The organism is Neorhizobium sp. LjRoot104 (genome assembly GCF_964253725.1).
GTDB lineage: Bacteria > Pseudomonadota > Alphaproteobacteria > Rhizobiales > Rhizobiaceae > Neorhizobium.
The window spans coordinates 1,490,361-1,508,203 of record NZ_CAXURS020000001.1; the positions used below are offsets into that span (position 1 = coordinate 1,490,361).

Annotated in this window: 21 protein-coding genes; 7 read left to right on the top strand and 14 right to left on the bottom strand. The window is 63.2% G+C overall.

Annotated elements, in window-relative coordinates:
- Positions 1-17: 17 nt before the first annotated feature.
- Positions 18-1,553: a sensor histidine kinase gene (locus ACSQ8R_RS07635; protein WP_436255404.1), complete on the bottom strand. Its 1,536-nt coding sequence runs from the start codon at positions 1,551-1,553 to the stop codon at positions 18-20.
- Positions 1,554-1,673: 120 nt separating this feature from the next.
- Here ACSQ8R_RS07635 and ACSQ8R_RS07640 point away from each other — a divergent pair, with 120 nt between their 5' ends.
- The 5 genes from ACSQ8R_RS07640 (at position 1,674) to ACSQ8R_RS07660 (ending at position 4,728) form a co-directional block, all read left to right on the top strand.
- On the top strand, positions 1,674-2,240 hold the full coding sequence (locus tag ACSQ8R_RS07640) for a thermonuclease family protein (protein WP_436252797.1): 567 nt from the start codon (positions 1,674-1,676) through the stop codon (positions 2,238-2,240).
- 11 nt (positions 2,241-2,251) lie between these two features.
- Positions 2,252-2,902, top strand: a complete 651-nt coding sequence (locus ACSQ8R_RS07645; protein ID WP_436255405.1) for a uracil-DNA glycosylase family protein — start codon at positions 2,252-2,254, stop codon at positions 2,900-2,902.
- Between the two features lie 48 nt (positions 2,903-2,950).
- Entirely contained in the window at positions 2,951-3,439 is a 489-nt protein-coding gene (locus ACSQ8R_RS07650) for an Lrp/AsnC family transcriptional regulator (RefSeq protein WP_007771498.1), read from the top strand.
- Positions 3,440-3,541: 102 nt separating this feature from the next.
- Complete coding sequence (locus ACSQ8R_RS07655) at positions 3,542-3,958, top strand: ester cyclase (protein ID WP_436252798.1); 417 nt, start codon at positions 3,542-3,544, stop codon at positions 3,956-3,958.
- A 17-nt stretch (positions 3,959-3,975) separates the two neighbouring features.
- On the top strand, positions 3,976-4,728 hold the full coding sequence (locus tag ACSQ8R_RS07660; RefSeq protein WP_436252799.1) for a helix-turn-helix domain-containing protein: 753 nt from the start codon (positions 3,976-3,978) through the stop codon (positions 4,726-4,728).
- Here the strand turns inward: ACSQ8R_RS07660 and ACSQ8R_RS07665 are convergent.
- The 6 genes from ACSQ8R_RS07665 to ACSQ8R_RS07690 form a co-directional block, all read right to left on the bottom strand.
- Positions 4,725-5,414 carry a DNA alkylation repair protein gene (locus tag ACSQ8R_RS07665; protein WP_436252800.1) on the bottom strand — a complete coding sequence of 230 codons (690 nt, stop codon included), beginning with the start codon at positions 5,412-5,414 and terminating at the stop codon, positions 4,725-4,727. The genes ACSQ8R_RS07660 and ACSQ8R_RS07665 overlap by 4 nt on opposite strands.
- Positions 5,415-5,420: 6 nt before the next feature.
- Entirely contained in the window at positions 5,421-6,293 is an 873-nt protein-coding gene (locus ACSQ8R_RS07670) for an NAD(P)-dependent oxidoreductase (protein WP_436252801.1), read from the bottom strand.
- 166 nt (positions 6,294-6,459) lie between these two features.
- Positions 6,460-6,996: a GNAT family N-acetyltransferase gene (locus tag ACSQ8R_RS07675; RefSeq protein WP_436252802.1), complete on the bottom strand. Its 537-nt coding sequence runs from the start codon at positions 6,994-6,996 to the stop codon at positions 6,460-6,462.
- Between the two features lie 17 nt (positions 6,997-7,013).
- Complete coding sequence (locus ACSQ8R_RS07680; protein WP_046630484.1) at positions 7,014-7,424, bottom strand: CopD family protein; 411 nt, start codon at positions 7,422-7,424, stop codon at positions 7,014-7,016.
- A gap of 2 nt (positions 7,425-7,426) precedes the next feature.
- The gene (locus ACSQ8R_RS07685; RefSeq protein WP_436252803.1) at positions 7,427-7,981 is read right to left on the bottom strand and encodes a DinB family protein; all 555 of its coding nucleotides are present in this window, start codon (positions 7,979-7,981) and stop codon (positions 7,427-7,429) included.
- A gap of 174 nt (positions 7,982-8,155) precedes the next feature.
- The gene (locus tag ACSQ8R_RS07690; protein WP_436252804.1) at positions 8,156-8,977 is read right to left on the bottom strand and encodes a methyltransferase domain-containing protein; all 822 of its coding nucleotides are present in this window, start codon (positions 8,975-8,977) and stop codon (positions 8,156-8,158) included.
- Positions 8,978-9,101: 124 nt separating this feature from the next.
- On the opposite strand from ACSQ8R_RS07690, the gene ACSQ8R_RS07695 reads away from it, so the two are divergent.
- Entirely contained in the window at positions 9,102-9,824 is a 723-nt protein-coding gene (locus ACSQ8R_RS07695) for a DUF2270 domain-containing protein (RefSeq protein WP_436252805.1), read from the top strand.
- Positions 9,825-9,843: 19 nt separating this feature from the next.
- Here ACSQ8R_RS07695 and ACSQ8R_RS07700 read toward each other — a convergent pair whose 3' ends face one another.
- From ACSQ8R_RS07700 to ACSQ8R_RS07715, 4 genes are all read right to left on the bottom strand, one after another.
- Entirely contained in the window at positions 9,844-10,107 is a 264-nt protein-coding gene (locus ACSQ8R_RS07700; RefSeq protein WP_007764766.1) for an usg protein, read from the bottom strand.
- 149 nt (positions 10,108-10,256) lie between these two features.
- Entirely contained in the window at positions 10,257-11,087 is an 831-nt protein-coding gene (locus tag ACSQ8R_RS07705; protein WP_436252806.1) for an ABC transporter permease, read from the bottom strand.
- On the bottom strand, positions 11,084-11,866 hold the full coding sequence (locus ACSQ8R_RS07710; protein WP_436252807.1) for an ABC transporter permease: 783 nt from the start codon (positions 11,864-11,866) through the stop codon (positions 11,084-11,086). Before ACSQ8R_RS07710 ends, ACSQ8R_RS07705 begins: the two co-directional genes overlap by 4 nt.
- Positions 11,867-11,985: 119 nt before the next feature.
- Positions 11,986-12,765, bottom strand: coding sequence for an ABC transporter substrate-binding protein (locus ACSQ8R_RS07715; protein WP_345921833.1), 780 nt, complete (start codon positions 12,763-12,765; stop codon positions 11,986-11,988).
- A gap of 308 nt (positions 12,766-13,073) precedes the next feature.
- Here ACSQ8R_RS07715 and ACSQ8R_RS07720 point away from each other — a divergent pair, with 308 nt between their 5' ends.
- Positions 13,074-15,392 carry an OmpA family protein gene (locus ACSQ8R_RS07720; protein ID WP_436252808.1) on the top strand — a complete coding sequence of 773 codons (2,319 nt, stop codon included), beginning with the start codon at positions 13,074-13,076 and terminating at the stop codon, positions 15,390-15,392.
- A 50-nt stretch (positions 15,393-15,442) separates the two neighbouring features.
- On the opposite strand, the gene mobB is transcribed toward ACSQ8R_RS07720, so the two are convergent.
- From mobB to ACSQ8R_RS07735, 3 genes are read right to left on the bottom strand one after another with little or no spacing between them, the layout of a single operon-like run.
- Entirely contained in the window at positions 15,443-15,958 is a 516-nt protein-coding gene (gene mobB / locus ACSQ8R_RS07725) for a molybdopterin-guanine dinucleotide biosynthesis protein B (RefSeq protein WP_436252809.1), read from the bottom strand.
- The gene (mobA, locus tag ACSQ8R_RS07730) at positions 15,955-16,593 is read right to left on the bottom strand and encodes a molybdenum cofactor guanylyltransferase MobA (protein ID WP_436252810.1); all 639 of its coding nucleotides are present in this window, start codon (positions 16,591-16,593) and stop codon (positions 15,955-15,957) included. Before mobA ends, mobB begins: the two co-directional genes overlap by 4 nt.
- Positions 16,593-17,819, bottom strand: a complete 1,227-nt coding sequence (locus ACSQ8R_RS07735) for a multidrug effflux MFS transporter (protein ID WP_436252811.1) — start codon at positions 17,817-17,819, stop codon at positions 16,593-16,595. The genes mobA and ACSQ8R_RS07735 overlap by 1 nt, the downstream gene beginning before the upstream one ends.
- Positions 17,820-17,843 lie beyond the last annotated feature (24 nt).

A 17,843-nucleotide genomic window follows, 5' to 3' on the forward strand; every position in this document is an offset into this window, starting at 1 on the left:
AAAAGAGGTCGATCGCCTCAGGCAAAACTCTTGCGGCGGCGGGCGACCGTCTGGGCTTCTGCAACCGCCGGCACGCTCTGCAGCACGCGGGTTGCCGGCAGGATGGCGATCGCCTCGGTGCCTTCGCGCAGCTTGGAGCGCAGGATGAACTGGCCGTCGTGCTTGGCAAGGATCGCCTGGACGATCGGCAGGCCGAGCCCGGTGCCCTGTTCGGCGCTCTTGATGGCGATCGAGCCCTGGCCGAAGGCAGACAGCACGACCGGGATCTCTTCTTCCGGAATGCCCGGCCCGTTGTCCTTGATCGCCACATACTGGCCGCCGCCGGCGGTCCAGCCGACCTTGACGGTGACCTCGCCGCCCTGGGGCGTGAACTTGACCGCGTTCGACAGCAGGTTCAGGAGAACCTGGCGCATCGATTTCTCGTCTACCCAGACCTGCGGCAGCTGCGGTTCGAACTGCTGGCTGATCGAGATGTTCTTGGCGCTGGCGCGCAACTGCACCATGCCGATGCAATCCTCGGCGATCTCCAGCAGCGACAGCGATTCCTCGGCAAGGTCGTAACGGCCAGCCTCGATGCGCGACAGGTCGAGGATCTCGTTGATGAGGTTGAGGAGATGCTGGCCGGAACGATGGATATCGCCGGCATATTCCTTGTAGGTCGGGTTGGCGAGCGGCCCCAGGACCTCCGAGCTCATGACTTCGGAAAAGCCGAGAATGGCGTTGAGCGGCGTGCGCAGCTCGTGCGACATCGAGGCGAGGAAGCGAGATTTGGCGAGGTTCGCTTCTTCGGCGCGGCGGCGGGCTTCGTCCGACATGGATTTCGCCACTTCCAGCTCGGCAATCAGGTCGTCCTTTTCCGACTGATAGGACATCAGCGTCAGGTTGGAGCGATAGAGCCGGTCGGCGATATAGTGGAAAAAGACGACCGCGACAGCGCATATCGCGATCATGCCGATATCGAGCACGTTGCGCGACAGGACGGCGGTGGCGAGAAGCGCCAGGATCATCGGCAGGAAACCGAACAGCACGCCGAGCCGCAGCATGAAACTGCTCATCGCGGTGATCGAGATCGCGAAGAGCAGCACCGCTCCCTTGTAGAAATAATAGCTGTCGCCGGAGCAGGCATCGCAGTTCTGCAGCGCAAACAGCGCCCAGCCGCTGCCGACGATCATCTGCGCGGCAAGCAGCCTGCGCCGCCATTTCTGGACCTCGGCCGAAGGGATCTCCTTGCGGCTCGCGCGGCGGGCGAGCAGCACATTGATGGCATGGACGCTGAACATCAGCAGCGCCCAGGCGAAGAGATTGGCATTCGGATTGAGGTAGACGCCGATCGCCGTCACCACGACGATGAAGATCGGCATGACGGATGCGCCCTGCAGCACGGTGTTGACGTGCATGGCAATCATGTCGCGGTCGAAGATCTGGTTGCCCTGGGAGCTGGACTGCAGGCGTTCGCGGGTGGCGCGAACAGCTTTGGAGACGGCCTTGTTGCGGTGGCCGCGCGAGCGATCAACGATGTTCTTGTCGGTCGATGTGCTGACGCCGCTACTCATGGCCACTAAACTGATACCCCGGGTGTTGAGAGAGTATGTCCAAAACCTTAAGAGAGTACTGCCGGGAAAGGTTTTGTTTGCCATTTTCCTGAAGCTTCCGTTTTCCAATAAGGCTGGATTGTGGCCAGAACGTTCAGGGTTTTTCGCGATGGCGCGGTTCTCGCGGCCTTCTTCGTCCTTCTGGTCCTGATCGCCGCGAAGCTGGACAAGACGGCCGACAGCGTCGTGCGCGGTCCATTCCATGTGATCGACGGCGATACCCTCTCGGCGGGCGGCGAGCGTCTGAGGCTTCAGGGCATGGATGCGCCGGAGCTCGACCAGACCTGCAAGGACGATCACGGCAGGCCATGGGCCTGCGGAGCAGAAGCGAGGAGGCTGCTGATCCGCCTTGTCGCAGGCGGCGAGGTCGAGTGCCTCGGCCGCGAGCGCGACAAATACCATCGGCTCCTGGTGCGCTGCCAGGCGGGCACGACGAGCGTCAACGGAACACTGGTCCGGCAGGGCCTCGCCATCGCCTCGGGCCGGTACGCCCAGGAACAGGTGGCCGCCCGGCGTGAGCGACAGGGGTTGTGGGCCGGCCAGTTCGAAAGTCCGCGCGAATGGCGCGCCAGCCGCGGCATGATGGATGATACGAGCATGGTGGAGGCGTTCATGGATTGGGTGAAGCGGATGACAGCTTGGCAATGAGCTTGGACGGTATGATCAACGACGGGGAGGATATCGGCGCGCTCGCCCGTACGGTTGCTGCCTGCCGCATCTGTCGCGACGCGCCAGTGAAAGGCGAGGGCGACCGTCTGCCGCATGAGCCGCGGCCGGTCGCCGTGTTATCGAAGACGGCGAGGGTGCTGATCGCCGGGCAGGCGCCGGGGCTTCGGGTGCACGAGAGCGGGCTGCCGTTCAACGATGCCTCGGGAAACCGGCTGCGCGACTGGATGGCGGTGACCCGCGAAGAGTTCTACGATCCGGAAAAGTTTGCGATCGTGCCGATGGGCTTCTGTTTTCCGGGCTATGATGCCAAGGGCGGCGACCTGCCGCCGCGGCTCGAATGCGCCCCGCTGTGGCGCGCCCGGGTGATCGCCGCGATGCCGCAGGTCGAGCTGGTTCTCGCGGTCGGCGGTTATGCACAGGCCTGGCATCTGGGCAGCCGGCGAGGCAAAGGCATGACGGAAACGGTTCGGAACTGGCGCGAGTATCTTTTCGCCAATCAGGGGCCGAGGATCCTGCCGCTGCCGCATCCGAGCTGGCGCAATACCGGCTGGCTCAAAAAGAATCCGTGGTTCCAGGCGGATCTGCTGCCGGTGCTGCGACAGCATGTGGATAGCTTGATACGAGAAACAAATTTCGGTTAACTGCCACGAATTCGGTGTATAACGAAAAATCATTTCGAAAGGACTCTGATGGACCGCCTCGACCGTAAGATACTGCGCATTCTGCAGGAAGATTCCACTCTCGCCGTCGCGGACCTCGCGAAGAAGGTCGGTCTCTCGACCACGCCTTGCTGGCGCCGCATCCAGAAGATGGAAGAGGACGGCGTCATCCGCCGCCGCGTCGCACTGCTCGATCCGGTCAAGGTCAATACCAAGGTCACGGTTTTCGTCTCGATCCGCACCGCCAGCCACTCGATCGAATGGCTGAAGCGTTTTTCGGAAGTCGTCGTCGATTTTCCGGAAGTGGTTGAATTCTACCGCATGAGCGGCGACGTCGACTATCTGCTGCGCGTCGTCGTGCCGGACATCGGCGCCTATGATGCCTTCTACAAGCGCCTGATCGCCAAGATCGAAATCCGCGACGTTTCGTCGGTCTTCGCGATGGAGCAGATCAAGTACACGACCGAGCTGCCGCTCGACTACATGATGCTGGACAACCAGAAGTCCGGCGAAGAGTAATTCGCCGATTGGCGGACCGGGATCATTTTCTGGCAGGACGGGCCGAGTTGAAACGGCCCGTTTGGTTTTATCTGGGCTTCATCGAAACAGATGGAGCTCGACATGCAGGACCAGGCCAAAACCAACAAAGCGATCGTCGGCGAATATATCGAAGAGATCTGGAACCGCGGTCTGATCGACCGCTTCGGGGATTTTTTCGCAGCCGACTATCAGGAGGCCGCCTATTCGCCGGCCAGTTCGGAAGGACACTGCGCCATGGTGGCGGTGCAGAAGCGGATCATGCCGGATGCGGTCTGGTCGATCGAGCGGATGGCCGCCGAAGAGGATGGCGTCATGTGCGAGCTGACATTGCGCGGCACTCATCAGGCGGCTTTCAAGGGCGTCGAACCCTCCGGCAATGCCATCCGGGTGCGGGCCTATCGGTCCTTCGTCTTGAAGGACGGCAAGATCGTCCATCATTCCGCATTGCTCGACACGGCTGAACTGCTAAAGCAGATGCGGGGACAGCAGGCGGCATAGGGCAAAGTCCGGCAGCGATGGCGACGATTTCTCATGCCTATCATCGGGTGTTTGACGAGCCGTTCGAGATCGAGCGGGCTTTTGACGCCGACTATCTGCTCTACGCCTCGACCGGCACCTTCATTCTCGATATCGGTCACCGCCGCTGGATGCTGCCGCCACAAAGGGCCGCGTTGATCGCAAGGGGAACGGCAATTGCGGTGCGCAGCCAAGGGCTGGCCACGGCGTCCTCCGTCCTGTTCGGCGAAAGCCAATTCGAAACGCCGCTGCCGATCTGCCGGGTCTTCGGTCTTTCCGATCTGGCGCGGCAGATGATCCGCCATGTCATGCGTTGGGATGCAGGGCGTGACCCGGGCGACGAAACTGCGAATGCCTTCTTCAAGGCCCTCGCGTCCGTCGCGGGGGATCTGGCTGCGGAGGAGGACGAGACATGGTTGCCGAAACCGCGGTCACCTGGCATGGCGGCCGCCATCGACCGGATGCTGGAACATTTCGACCGGGATCTCGAATTCGGCTCTCTGGCGGAGGTGTTACACCTTTCGGAACGGACGCTGGCGCGGCGGTTCGATGCGGAGCTCGGCATGAGCTTTCGCGATTTCCGGCATCGGGCACGGATGGTGAAGGCCAAGGGAATGCTGCTGGCCGGCCGGGAACCGATCACGGAAATCGGCCTCGCCTGCGGGTTCGAAAGCACGAGTTCCTTCATCAAGGCATTCAGGACGTTTGCAGGCGCGACGCCGCGGCAATACCGGATTGGAAAAGCCGGCTAAGCTTTCAGGCGTGCCAAAATCTTCTCGCCTGACAATTCCTTCACCGCATCCTTGCCGATCCAGCGGGCGGTCTTGTCGCTCGAAGCGGCGAGTTTTTCGGAAAGCTTGAGGGCAGGAGCGTGGCAGGCGCGGTTGCGCTTGCCGATATTGCGGAGCGCCCAGTTGACCGCCTTCCTGACGAAATTGCGCGGGTCGGTGGAATGGGCTTCGATCAGCGGCAGATAGGCGACGAAGGTTTCGTCCGGCTCCTGCTTGCGATGCACGGCGGCGCCGGCGATCATCGCAAACGCGGTGCGGCGGATGAATTCGCGCTCGTCCTTGGCGAAGTCGGCAACCAGTTCCTGCCAGTACGGCGTTTCGGTGAAAAGGTCGGCTGCGGTATCGACGATCTCCCAGGAGGCGAAATCCTCCGACCAGCCGCGTGCCTCGGCAGGCGTCAGCGCCGCGGGATCGGCGGTATAGATCGCCAGCATCCGCGCCTCGCGAATGCCGGTGCGCCAGAGATCCAGCGCCCGGCCGTGGTCGCGCTTGATCGCCCGCGCGATCTTCTGCAGGTCGGGATTGGAAATGCCGATCGCCCGGTCGGTGACGATGCCGAAACGGGCCATGCCGGAAATATTCTCCTCCGAGCGCAGCGTTTCGAGATGCGCGATGATCCCGGCGACGTCGGAGGAGGGGCCGATCATGGCGGGTTATTTCTTTTCCAGCCGTGCGAGCAGCGAGGACGTGTCCCAGCGCTTGCCGCCCATCGCCTGCACGTCGCCATAGAACTGGTCGACGAGCGCTGTGACCGGCAGCTTGGCGCCGTTGCGGCGGGCTTCGGTCAGCACGATGTCGAGATCCTTGCGCATCCAGTCGACCGCGAAGCCGAAATCGTATTTGCCGGCATTCATCGTCTTGTAGCGGTTCTCCATCTGCCAGGAGCCGGCCGCGCCCTTGGAGATCACCTCGATGACCTTTTCGATGTCGAGACCGGCCTGTTTGCCGAAATGGATCGATTCGGCCAGCCCCTGGACGAGGCCGGCAATGCAGATCTGGTTCATCATCTTGGTGAGCTGGCCTGAGCCTGCCGGACCCATGAGGCCGACCATGCGGGCATAGGCCTCGATCACCGGCCTGGCCTTTTCGAAAGTGGCCTCGTCACCGCCGCACATGACGGTGAGCACGCCGTTTTCGGCACCCGCCTGGCCGCCGGAGACGGGGGCGTCGATGAAGCCGACGCCCTTTTCCCGTGCCGCGGCATCGAGTTCGCGGGCGACTTCGGCGCTGGCGGTGGTGTTGTCGATCAGGATCGCACCCGGTTTCATGCCGGCGAGAACGCCGGTTTCGGTGATTGTCACCGAGCGGAGATCGTCGTCATTGCCGACGCAGACGAACACGAAATCGGCATCGCTGGCCGCTTCGGCGGGCGTTGCGGCGGCCTTGCCACCGAATTTTTCGGCCCAGTCCCCGGCCTTGGCGGCCGTGCGGTTGTATACGGTCACGTCATGGCCGCCCTTGACCTTGAGATGCCCGGCCATGGGATAACCCATCACCCCGAGACCGATAAATGCCACTTTTGCCATGCTGAACCTCCACAATTTTGTTGGCCAGAGGATTAGAGCAAAGCGGCCGCCCGGAAAAGCGCAGTTCGGCGAAAAGCGTAGATTTCGGTTTGAGGAGAACCTTTGCGGAGATGGGTTTTAAGACGCCCGAGCCGTCGGCCGGCACGTCTCCTCCCTGTCCGATCCCTCATCCGCTCGTGGCTGAAAGCACGTAGCGGCGTTGCCGGATGTTTTCTCCGCGCGGCCGCGAAAAACGCTCGACGGTATCGAGATGGCGAAACCCGAGCTTGACGAGGATACGCCCGGAAGCCGGATTATCTTCCGCATGCCCCGACTTCAGGGCCGACAGGCCGACCTCCTCGAAGGCGAAGCGAATTGTCTCGCGCGCTGCTTCCGACGCGTAGCCGGATCCCCAGGCGGTTCGCTCGAACCAGTAACCGAGTTCTCCCTCGCCGTCGGCAATCTCGTCGATATCGACGAGGCCGACCATGCGGCCCTCGATTTCCACGGCGAAACGGCAGGCTTCGCCGGCACGCCATTCCCGCTCGTGATCGGAAAACCAGGTTTCCGTGGCGGCCCGGTCCGGCGGGAAGGCGGCCATGCGCAGCATGCGCGTGACCTGCCAGTCGGACTGGATTTCGAGTGCCCGGCCGGCATCTTCGGCCGTTGTCGGCCGCAGCAGGAGCCGTTCGGTTTCGAGCGGGCGGCGCGAGGGAACGGGCATCGCCTTGCGGCCTCGGCTCAGAACGGCTTTATGACCGCAAGCGCAACGATGACGACGACCGAGCCGAGCACGATCGGCAGGCCGGCACGCACGAAGGCCGGTGGGTCGAGATGCGGATCGGCTTCCATGCGGCGCATCCAGGCGCCCTGCATGCCGTGCAGCGCCGACAGCATGAGCACGATCAGGAATTTGAAGCCGAACCAGCCGGACGTATAGAAGCCGTAGCCGAAGGCGAGCCACAGGCCGAACAGCCAGGCGCCGCCGAGCGCCGCGGTGGTGACAGTGCGGTCGTATTTCCTGAGCGCCGAGATCACCCCGGTGCGGATGGTCGGGGGCACCATGCCGATGACGAAGGCGTTGATCAGCATGCCGCCGATCAGCAGGAAGTCCGAAAGAATGTGCAGGGCCTTGATGACGAAATACAGCATGGTCAACTCCAGATCATGGCTTCGGTGAAGCCGAGTTCGGCAAAATCTTGTTGTCTCAATTGGTCTTCGCCCGTGCAGAAGAACTCGTCGAGCTGCGGCGGCGCAACGGTGGTTCCCGACAGCATGGCGTGAACCTGCCCGCGGTGATGGATCTGGTGCTGGAAGAGATGCATCAGCAGGCGATCGGCAGGTTCGACCTGCACGAAGGTCTCCCGGGGAATGCGGATTTCCTCGGCTATGGTTTTCTCGTCGAGGCTTCGACAGTGATCGATGAGGCGGTGGTCGGCGGCACGCTGTTCGCGATCGAGATCGGCAAAGACGGGAAAGGGTATTTCCGGCTCGAAGGCGGCGGGGCCAAGGCAATTGCCTTCGAGCGCGCTGATATAGAGCCAGTCGACGGTCAGGATATGGTTGAGCGTGTGGATGATCGACGGGAAGAAGCTGACCCGCGTCGCGTCCAGCTCCTCGCGTGAGAGCTCTCCACAGGCTTTCAGCAGGCGGTGGTTGGCCCAGGCATTGTTATAGGCCTGGGCAAGAAGATAGCGCTGCGGCGTCATCCGAATCCCTCCGTTGCGGAGGGCAAGCTATCGATGAAGCGGCGCGATGAGAAGATGGCTTGGGCGCTTATGATGTCGTGGCCGTGGGCCGCGTCTTGAACCGCCTGTCCAGTCGGGAGATCAGGATTGCACACCGTGAGGTGCCTGGTGCAGATTTGCAATCTGTCGTCAATTTCACTGATGGCTCTTCAATTTGGCAATAACCAGATGCCCCGGGGTCGGGTTGCCGTCCTGCATCCGCACGTTGATATCGGAGATTTCGAGGAGCTCGAAGCCGGTGGCGGCGAGGCGTTCGCGGACATAGGTCTCGGAATGGGCGAAACGCTGGTGCGGACCGACGATATAGGGCCGGCCGGCGAAGGTCTCGTCGGGCAGGGTCTCGGAAGAGAAGATGAACAGGCCGCCGGGAGCCATGTTTTCCGCCGCGCCGAAGAACAGCGGTTCCAGCGCCCCGAGATAGGGCAGCACGTCGGTGGCTGTCACCAGGTCGAAGGGCTCGTCGTCATTGTCTTCGAGGAAATCCTCGACTTCCGCCACGTAAAGCGTCTCGTAGAGATCCTTTTCGTGCGCGATCTCGACCATGTTCTCGGAAATGTCGATGCCGGTAATGTCGTCGACCATGTCGCGCAGCGTGCCGCCGGTGAGCCCCGTGCCGCAGCCGAGATCGAGCATGCGCTTGAACGGCCCGAGCTTCAGCTCCTGCAGGCGCTGGCGCACGATCACCGGCACGGCGTAGCCCAGCTGCTCGACGAGAATGTCCTCGAAGCTTTCGGCGTGCTGGTCGAACAGGGTTTCGACATAGGCGTCCGGCGCCTTGGGGGGCGTCTCGCCGCGGCCCATGGCGGCGATGCGCACGGCGGCACCGCCATGGTCCTCGGGATCGAGTTCGAGCACCTGCTCGTAGGCCTTGACGGCGGCATCGATATCGCCCGCCTTTTCCAGCGCCAGCGCGCGGTTATAGGCCTCTGCCAGGGCTTCCTCGTCGATCTTCTTCATGGCTCGCGTCCTTCGTTTCGCAAGCGGCTTTAAGCCGATGGCCGGCATTTGTCCATCAGCCGGAACAGGGCGGGTGCTCATTCGTTGAAGAGACAGATTTGGGAAACGCCTTCGGGAGAACGTCATGCCTGCCGATCAGGCTCAGAGCGGGCTGGAGCAGAATGTCGAACGACGCGCGCCGTCGCTGCCGATCACCTCTGCCGAGAAGGCCAACATGATCATCCATTATTATCGCGGCGAACTTGGCCGGATGACCAGCTGGCGCGATCGGATCGACCGCACCACGAACTGGTCGATCACGGTGGTGGCAGCGCTGCTGTCGGTCTCGCTGTCGACGCCGACCTCGCATCACGGGGTGGTTCTGTTTGCGATGCTGCTGATCTCGCTGCTTCTCCTGATCGAAGCACGGCGCTACCGTTTCTTCGACGTCTACCGCGCAAGGGTTCGCAAGCTCGAACGTCATTATTTCGCGCAGGCGCTTTATCCGCAGGCGGACCTCAAGCCCGACTGGGCCCAGACGATCGCCAGCAGCCTGCGCAATCCCTGTTTCCTGATCAGTTACCGCGAGGCCCTGTTTCGCCGGGTAAGGCGCAATTACGTGTGGATGTACGCCATCCTGCTGATGGCGTGGCTTCTGAAAATCTCGACACCCAAACTCCTGCCCAACGACAACCGGGCCGATGTCGTCTTTTCATGGTCGGAGGCGGTCCACAACGCAGCACTCGGTCCGCTGCCGGGATGGAGCGTGATTGCGCTCGTCGCGGTCCTTTATGCCATAGTGATTTTCTCAGCCCTGCATCGCGAGCCGGACGACGGCGAATTCGCCCATGGCGAAGTGCATGTCTGAAACGCGCGGCTGCTGTCCTCTAGTGCAGGATGATCTCGCCCTTCACCGCCCGCCATTCGCTGGCCGAAATCAGCTTGCGATGAACATAGCGGACCGAATGCAGCGGGCCGTCGAGTTTCTCTTGCCAGAATTTCAGAAAACCGTTCATCTCGGGAAAATCCGGGGCGAGGTCGTAGTTCTGCCAGACATAGCTTTGCAGCAGCGCGGGATGGTCCGGCAGGCGGTAGAAGATCTGGGCGGTCGTCAGTCCGTAGCCTTTCAGCATCATTTCCATTTCAGACATGCAGCAGTTCCCGTTGTTGTTTCGAGTTGACGTCGTTGCGTCACCCGATAGGGGAGCATGCCACGGTTAACCGAAGCTTTACAATTGCACCTTAAGAGCATATTCGTGATATTTTACAGTACGTTAGCAGCTATGTGCAACGAGTGCTGCTAACGCTTCAGATGGCGCGTCAGGCGTGCCTCGATGTAGGCCCAGAGGTGCCGCAGCGCCTCGACGATAGCCAGATAGAAGATCGCCGCCCATAGATAGCTCTGGTAATCGAACGTGCGCGAGAAGGCATAACGCGTCTCGCCCATCAGGTCGTAGACGGTAATGATCGCGACGACCGCGGATCCCTTGATCAGGAGCACGATCTCGTTGCCGTAAGGGCGCAGCGCGACGATCAGCGCCTGGGGCAGGATGACCTTGCGGAAGGCATTGCGTTTCGAAAGGCCGAGCGCGGCCGCCCCTTCGTGCTGGCCGCGCGGCACGCTTTCGATCGCGCCGCGCAGGATTTCCGCCTGGTAGGCAGCGGTGTTGAGCGTCAGCGAGAAGAGGCCGCAATACCAGGCCTCGCGAAAGAACCACCAGAGGCCGACGGATTCGAGCTGCGGGCGGAAACTGCCGAGCCCGTAATAGATCAGGAAGAGCTGGGCGAGCAGCGGCGTGCTTCGAAACACGTAGACATAGGCATAGGCGATGCTGTTCAGCGCCTTGCTTTTCGACATCCGCGCAAAGGCGATCGGGACGGACAGGACGGCACCAAGGACGACGGAGAGGCCGACCAGCGAGATGGTGGTCCAGAGGCCGTGGAGGTAACGCGGGCCGTAGCGCTGGAATTTGTCCTCGTTCCATCCATTGATCACCATGAAGGCAAGCGCGATCGCAAGTGCCGCCCAGACCACCAGGACGACGATGCCGGCAATGCGCGCCGGCGCCAGCGGCTTGTCGATCAGGGCCGGAGGCGCGCGGGGCGGGATCAGTTCCCTGACGTAACTCATCGCGGCCCCTCCGAGCGTTTCGCCCAGCGCTCGACGAAGCCGAGGCCGACGGACGAGATCATCGCAAGGATCAGATAGAGCAGGCATGCGATGCCGTAGAAGAAGAAGGCTTCCTTGCTGACGCGCGCCGCAATGCCGGTCTGGCGCAGGATATCGGCAAGCCCGATGACCGAGACATAGGACGTGTCCTTGAGCAGGATCAGCCAGAGATTGGTAAGGCCGGGCAGCGCGATGCGAATGAGTTGCGGCAGGATGACGAGAAGCATGGTGCGCGAGCGATGGAGGCCGAGCGCATCGCCTGCTTCGTACTGGCCACGCGGGATTGCCCTGAAGGCCGACAGCAGGACCTCGGAGGAATAGGAGGAGAAGACGACGGCGAGTGCCGCCATGCCGGCGAAAAAGGCGTTGATCTCGACGCGCCCCTCGTAGCCGAAGGAGGCGAGCACCGTCTGGATGAGGATCTGCAGGCCGTAATAGACGATGAACAGGGTCAGCAGTTCCGGCAGGCCGCGGAAGATCGTCGTGTAGATGCCGGCCGCGAGCCGGAGCAGCTTTTCTTCCGACTGGGCGGCCAGCGCGATCAGGAAGCCGATGACCAGCCCGACGGGAAGGGTGGCCAGCGCGAGCGTGATGGTCACCTTGACGCCGAAGGCGATCTCGTCGCCCCAGCCGGCTTCGCCGCAGGCGACCAGGCTATTGGAGCCGAGGAGTGAAAAAAGCCCGACAGGTCCGCAGAGCGGATCAAGTGCCGAAAAGAGGGCGGAAAAGAATCCGCTCATAAGGTCGTTTTCCCCCGCGGCTGTTTGTGTGCCGCTTTTGTCTTGTCTTGACGCCATTAAAAAGAAAAACGGCGGAAGGGCAAGCCTCCCGCCGGGCGTTGACCGGGTTCTGCGGTCGATTACTGGCCGTAGGCGTCGAAATCGAAATACTTGTCGTTGATGGCCTTGTATTTGCCGTTGGCGCGGATCGCGAGGATTGCGGCCGAGAACTTGTCGGCAAGCGCCGTTTCACCCTTGCGGACAGCGATGCCCGCACCTTCGCCGTTGATCTCGACGTCGATCGGCAGCGGCGACAGGATCTTGCAGCACTTGCCGGCATCCGACTTGATCCACTGCGACAGCACGACGATATCATCGATGACGGCGTCGATACGGCCATTGGTGATGTCGAGCTTGTATTCGTCGGCCGTCGGATAAAGCTTCAGCTCCGAGTCGGGCATGTGCTTTTCGGCATAGTTCGAATGCGTGGTGGAGCCCTGCGCGCCGATCGTCTTACCCTTGAGGCCGGCGGCGGTCGCTTCCTTGATCGGCGAATCCTTCGGGACGGCGATGGCCGGCGGAGTGTTGTAGTATTTCTTGGAGAAGGTGACCTGCTCCTTCCGCTCGGGGGTGATCGACATGGACGCGATGATCGCATCGAATTTCTTCGACTGCAGCGCCGGGATGATGCCGTCCCAGTCATTGGTGACGAAGGTGCAGGTAACCTTCATCTCGTCGCAGAGCGCCTTGGCGATATCGACGTCGAAACCGGTGAGCTGACCGTTGGCTTCCAGGTTGTTGAAAGGCGGGTAGGCGCCTTCGGTGCCGATCACGAGTTTCTCCTGGGCCATCGCCGAACCGGCGAAAAGCGACAGGGCGGCGATCGAGGCGGCAGCAAGGAATCGGGTGGAAATGTTCATGTTGATCCTCTCTGTTGGCAACCTGCGGTGTTGGTCTTTTTCGGCCGCAGGGAGACGGGGCACGCGTACAAGCACGCTCCGAGTGGATTTTTAGATACCTGCTCGGGAAAAATTGCAACGGCATTTTACGTGCACGTCTGGTTGCCATCAGCCGATGAACAACACATTCATGCGAGGTTCAGGCCATCCGCAACAGGCTGCAACGGAACCATTTTGGAGCAATTCAGTTGAGCCGCCGCGTAAGTCCGCCGAATACGGCAATAAAGGACGCGCATGAAAGGGATGACACCCTAGAAGAGGAAATGTCCATGTCGAAAAAATTCAGACTGTTCGCCAGCGTCGCAGCACCCTTCGTATCGCTGCCGCTGATGCTTCAGCCGGCCGCTGCTGTCCCCTTGAAACCCGCGATCGAGACGAGACCCGCCGTCGAGGCCGGCCGGATGCCGGGCGTCATCGAAGTCCAGCAGCAGATCATCATCCCTCCGGAAGCGCAGGAAGGCGAGGGGCGTCCGCGCCGCAAGCCGCAGGAGGAGCAAAAGCAGGCTCCTCAGGCCGAACGACCGCAGGCGCCGCCCCAGGCCCAACAGCAGGAACAGCCGCAGCGCCAGCGCAAGGCTGAGCCGGAAGCCGCCCCACGTGAGGCTGCCCCGCGCGAAGCGGCACCTCGCCAGGCTCCGCAGGCCGAGCGTCCGGCAGCCGAGGCGCCCGCGCAGGAGCGTCCGCGCCGCCAGCAGCAGGAGACAGGCCAAGGCCAAGGTCAGGGCGGAAACGACGCTCAGCCGCGCCGCCAGCGCGAGCAGGCGACACCCCAGACCGAGCAGCCGGCCGCAAGGGAAGCCCAGCAGCCGAAGGCCGCTCCCGCTGAAAAGCAGGCTGAGACGCCGAAGCCGGAACGGCCGGCAACCAATCGCGCCGCGACACCGGAGGCAGCGCCTGAGGCCCCCATGCGCCGCGACGTCCAGCAGCCGAAAGCGGCGCCGGCCGAGAAGCAGGCCGAAACCCCCAAGCCCCAGCCGCCTGCGACTAATCGTGCCGAGACGCCGGACGCTTCGCCCCAGGCTCCGGCCGGCCGCAATGCACAGGATCGAAACGCCGCTCCGGCGCAGAAGCAGGCCGACACGCCAAAGCCCCCGCAGGCCCCTGCCACCGATCGTGCTGCGACACCGGGAGCCGCACCTGAAAACCCGGCTCGCGGCAACGCCACGGGTCAGGTTCCCGCTCAGGTCCCGGGACAGGCGCCAGGCACCGGAACCGCGCAGGACAGGCGCAACCAGACGCCGGCTGACGGTCAGGCCGCCCCGGGTCAGCAGTTGCCGGGCCAGCCGCAGGGCCAGCAGGCGACTGGCGCCCAGCCGGGCACCCAGCCGACCGCGCCCCAGGCGGCTACGACGCCCCAGCAGGTGGAACGCGCCAAGGAACTCGCAAAGGATCCCGCTGCGGCCAAGAGCGGTGAACAGGTCGTATTGCCCGTTCAGAACGGTGCCGCCGTGCTCGACAGCGCCAAGGAGGCGCCTTCCGCACGCCCGCCGCGGGATGGAGAGCGTCCGCGCCGTCAGGCTCCCCAGCAGGCCGACCAGCAGCAGCTTGCACCGCCGAAATCCGATGCCGAGGCCCAGGCCGGCACGCGTGCGACCCGTGAGCAGCAGCAGGAGTTTCGTCAGCTGTCCGAAGAGCGGGGCCAGCGCCTCGACCAGCGTCCGCAGTTCGAACGGCCCCGCGGCTGGGAGTTCCGCGACATGGCGGGTCGTGACCGCAACGGCGCTCGCGACCGCGACAGGGATGGCGGCCGCGTGATCATCTCGATCGACAACCAGACCGTGGTGCGCCATGACGACAGCCGTCGTTTCTACGACGACCGGGGCAGGGCGCCGCAATACGAGCAGCTGCGCGACGGACGGGTGCGTGAAGTCATCGTCCGCGACGACGGCACGCGGATCGTCACCGTCCGCAACAGCTATGGCGAGATCGTGCAGCGCTCGCGAATCGTCAGGGGCGGCGAGGAATACGTCCTCTATTATTCGCCGGAGCTGATGGATAACCGCCGTGGCCGCGATTACGTCTGGCGCGATCCGGGCGACGACCTGCCGCCGATGCGGCTGAGCGTGCCGCTCGACGACTACATCATCGACACCTCGACCGACCCGGACCGGGATTATTACGAGTTCCTGGAACAGCCGCCGGTGGAGCGGGTCGAGCGGGTCTATTCGCTGGACGAAGTGCGCTACTCCGCCCGTATCCGGGACAAGGTGCCGCGTATCGACCTGGATACGATCACGTTTGCGACCGGCAGTGCCGAAATTCCGATGAACCAGGCGAGCTCGCTGCGCAAGGTCGCCGATGCGATCAACAAGGTTCTCAAGCGGGATCCTTCCGAAACCTTCCTGATCGAAGGTCATACGGATGCCGTCGGTGCCGACGAAAGCAACCTCGTCCTCTCCGACGAGCGCGCCGAAAGCGTCGCCCGGGTGCTGACGGACGCATTCGGCATCCCGCCGGAAAACCTGGCGACCCAGGGTTACGGCGAACGTTACCTCAAGGTGCGCACCGACGGTCCGGAGCAGGAAAACCGCCGCGTGACCGTGCGCCGCATCACGCCGCTGGTCAAACCGGTCGCTTCCAACCAGTAAGCGGTCTCTGCCACCCCGAACCAGGCCGCCGGAGCGATCCGGCGGCTTTTCTATTTGTCGGGAAGCCCCGTCACCTGTGCGATGAAATCGGCAATCGCGTTCGTATCGTCGAGGTCGAAGACGGGGATGGTGGTATCGGTGACCGGATGGTCGGCGGCAATCGCGACGATATGGGGATCGCTCGGCGCCAGCGGTTCACGGTTGGCCGCCTCGATGCGGCGGGCTTCGATCTTCGGGACGGGTTCCCGCTTGTAGCCCTCGATCAGCACCAGATCGCAAGGAGCGAGGCGGGAAAGGATTTCCTCGAAGCTCGGCTCGGGCGCGCCGCGCAGTTCGTGCATGATCGCAAAGCGGGTGCCGGAAACGATCGCCACCTCGTGGGCTCCGGCCTGGCGGTGACGGAAGGAGTCGGCGCCCACCTTGTCGATGTCGAAATCGTGGTGGGCGTGCTTGATCGTCGAGATGGCGTAGCCGCGACGGGTGAATTCCGCCACCAGCCGCACCGCCAGACCCGTCTTGCCGGAATTCTTCCAGCCGGAAATGCCGAAGACGCGGGGAGGGGTCATGACAGCTCCTCTGCAAAGCGACGCGCCTCCTGGAGATCCTCGGGCGTGTTGATGTTGAAGAAGGGATCGAGCGGCCCCTGTGTCGTATCGACCATCGGGAATTCGGCAGTCACCACATGGTGATGTTGCAGGAACGCCTTGATCCGCCGGTTGTCCGGGTGGGAGAGCCAGGTCTCCAGATCGTCGGCGATGGAGACCGGCCAGAGCCCGAAGACCGGATGATCGCGGCCGTCCGAAGCGGCGATGACGATCGCGTTGGGATCGCCCGCCTCAGCCTCGAGCCGGCGTACCAGATCGGCGGGTACAAAGGGGCTGTCGGAGGGGACGGTGAGAAGATGGGTTGCCTTGAGGCCGCAGGCCTCGATGTCGTGCAGGCCGGCGAGCACGCCGGCAAGTGGACCGATCTGGCCGGGAATTCGGTCCGGCAGCAGGCGCAGGCCGAGCGGATTGGGGAAGTCCGCAGGCGCGTTCAGGGCTATCTCCGAGACCTGGGGCAACAGCCGCCGCACCACATGGCCGAGGATCGTGTCTCCGCGGATCGTGAGAAAAGCCTTGTCGGTGCCCATGCGGCTCGATTTTCCGCCGGCAAGGACCAGGCAGGGAGGCAGGATGGAAGGAGCGGCGGGTGTTGTCATCAGCCGTCGTCCCTGGTCGGGATCGCGCCTTCGCGGCGGTCGATCTGCCGGACATAGACGGTGGCGACGAGCGCAAGCACGGTCGTGACGCCCATGACGGCGAGAAGCGGCATGGCGCCGCTCTCTTCCTTGAGCAACGCCGCGGCAAGTGTCGACAGCGCGGCACCGCCACCGACGGTGATTGCGCCGCCGAGGCCGGAAGCGGAGCCCGCGAGGTGCGGCCGCACGCTGACGATGCCGGCATTGGAGCTGGGAAGGGTAAGGCCGTTGCCGACGCCGGTCAGTGCCAGAGGCGCGAAGAAGGCGAGCGGCCAGGGCGCTTCTGCGACGAGGAAGCCGGCGGTGATGAGAACGCCCACAAGGCTGACCAGGCTGCCGGAGATCATCATCGTCATCGTGCCGAACTGGCGGGTATAGCGGCCCGAAATGAAGTTGCCGATCATGTAGCCGGCGGCGATCAGGAAGAATTGCGCGCCGAGCATGGTCGGCGACAGATGATAGATCGCCGTGCCGACGAAGGGCGCGCCGCCGAGGAACGAGAAGAAGACGCCCGACGAGAAGGTCGAAGTAAACGTATAGCCCCAGAATCGCCGCGAGCGGAAAAGGTCCGGCCAGCTGCGGAATTGCGCGGTGAAGCTGGCGGCCGGCGCGTGGTTCGTTTCGCCCAGGTCGGTGAGGACGAGCGTCAGGGTCAGCAGCCCGAGGCCGAGCATCAAGGCGAAATTCGCCTCCCAGCCGAACATGTCGTTGAGCGCGCCGCCGATCGTCGGACTGATCATCGGCACCAGCGACATGCCCATGGTCACATAGGCGATCATCGAGGCGGCGCTCTCCATCGGCACCGTATCGCGGATGATCGCGCGCGGCAGAACGAAGCCGGCGACGACCGTCGTCTGCAGCAGCCTTCCGATCATGAAGACGGTTACGTTTGCGGCCATCAGGCAGATCACGGTGCCGACCAGCATGATCAGGATACTGCCGATCATCACCCGACGGCGCCCGAAGAGGTCGGAAAGCGGACCGAGCACCAGCTGCAGCAAGGCGGTGCCGGCGATATAACCGGAGACAGCGAGCTGCATGACGGCATAGTCGGTGCCGAAATGGGCCGCCATGGCGGAAAGCGACGGCAGGAAGACATTGAGCGAGAGGGCGGCAAGTCCGGCACAGACGACAAGCGTCAGGATATGGGGTGGGGTTCGTCTATCCAGAAATCGGCTTTGCTGCACGTCGTCTTGTCCTTTCACACCTGC

Excerpts from the sequence above, each read along its gene's own strand:
- ACSQ8R_RS07635 (WP_436255404.1), bottom strand. The coding sequence starts at position 1,553 with ATGAGTAGCGGCGTCAGCACATCGACCGACAAGAACATCGTTGATCGC.
- ACSQ8R_RS07645 (WP_436255405.1), top strand. The coding sequence starts at position 2,252 with ATGATCAACGACGGGGAGGATATCGGCGCGCTCGCCCGTACGGTTGCT.
- ACSQ8R_RS07650 (WP_007771498.1), top strand. The coding sequence starts at position 2,951 with ATGGACCGCCTCGACCGTAAGATACTGCGCATTCTGCAGGAAGATTCC.
- ACSQ8R_RS07655 (WP_436252798.1), top strand. The coding sequence starts at position 3,542 with ATGCAGGACCAGGCCAAAACCAACAAAGCGATCGTCGGCGAATATATC.
- ACSQ8R_RS07660 (WP_436252799.1), top strand. The coding sequence starts at position 3,976 with ATGGCGACGATTTCTCATGCCTATCATCGGGTGTTTGACGAGCCGTTC.
- ACSQ8R_RS07665 (WP_436252800.1), bottom strand. The coding sequence starts at position 5,414 with ATGATCGGCCCCTCCTCCGACGTCGCCGGGATCATCGCGCATCTCGAA.
- ACSQ8R_RS07670 (WP_436252801.1), bottom strand. The coding sequence starts at position 6,293 with ATGGCAAAAGTGGCATTTATCGGTCTCGGGGTGATGGGTTATCCCATG.
- ACSQ8R_RS07675 (WP_436252802.1), bottom strand. The coding sequence starts at position 6,996 with ATGCCCGTTCCCTCGCGCCGCCCGCTCGAAACCGAACGGCTCCTGCTG.
- ACSQ8R_RS07680 (WP_046630484.1), bottom strand. The coding sequence starts at position 7,424 with ATGCTGTATTTCGTCATCAAGGCCCTGCACATTCTTTCGGACTTCCTG.
- ACSQ8R_RS07685 (WP_436252803.1), bottom strand. The coding sequence starts at position 7,981 with ATGACGCCGCAGCGCTATCTTCTTGCCCAGGCCTATAACAATGCCTGG.
- ACSQ8R_RS07690 (WP_436252804.1), bottom strand. The coding sequence starts at position 8,977 with ATGAAGAAGATCGACGAGGAAGCCCTGGCAGAGGCCTATAACCGCGCG.
- ACSQ8R_RS07695 (WP_436252805.1), top strand. The coding sequence starts at position 9,102 with ATGCCTGCCGATCAGGCTCAGAGCGGGCTGGAGCAGAATGTCGAACGA.
- ACSQ8R_RS07700 (WP_007764766.1), bottom strand. The coding sequence starts at position 10,107 with ATGTCTGAAATGGAAATGATGCTGAAAGGCTACGGACTGACGACCGCC.
- ACSQ8R_RS07705 (WP_436252806.1), bottom strand. The coding sequence starts at position 11,087 with ATGAGTTACGTCAGGGAACTGATCCCGCCCCGCGCGCCTCCGGCCCTG.
- ACSQ8R_RS07710 (WP_436252807.1), bottom strand. The coding sequence starts at position 11,866 with ATGAGCGGATTCTTTTCCGCCCTCTTTTCGGCACTTGATCCGCTCTGC.
- ACSQ8R_RS07715 (WP_345921833.1), bottom strand. The coding sequence starts at position 12,765 with ATGAACATTTCCACCCGATTCCTTGCTGCCGCCTCGATCGCCGCCCTG.
- ACSQ8R_RS07720 (WP_436252808.1), top strand. The coding sequence starts at position 13,074 with ATGTCGAAAAAATTCAGACTGTTCGCCAGCGTCGCAGCACCCTTCGTA.
- mobB (WP_436252809.1), bottom strand. The coding sequence starts at position 15,958 with ATGACCCCTCCCCGCGTCTTCGGCATTTCCGGCTGGAAGAATTCCGGC.
- mobA (WP_436252810.1), bottom strand. The coding sequence starts at position 16,593 with ATGACAACACCCGCCGCTCCTTCCATCCTGCCTCCCTGCCTGGTCCTT.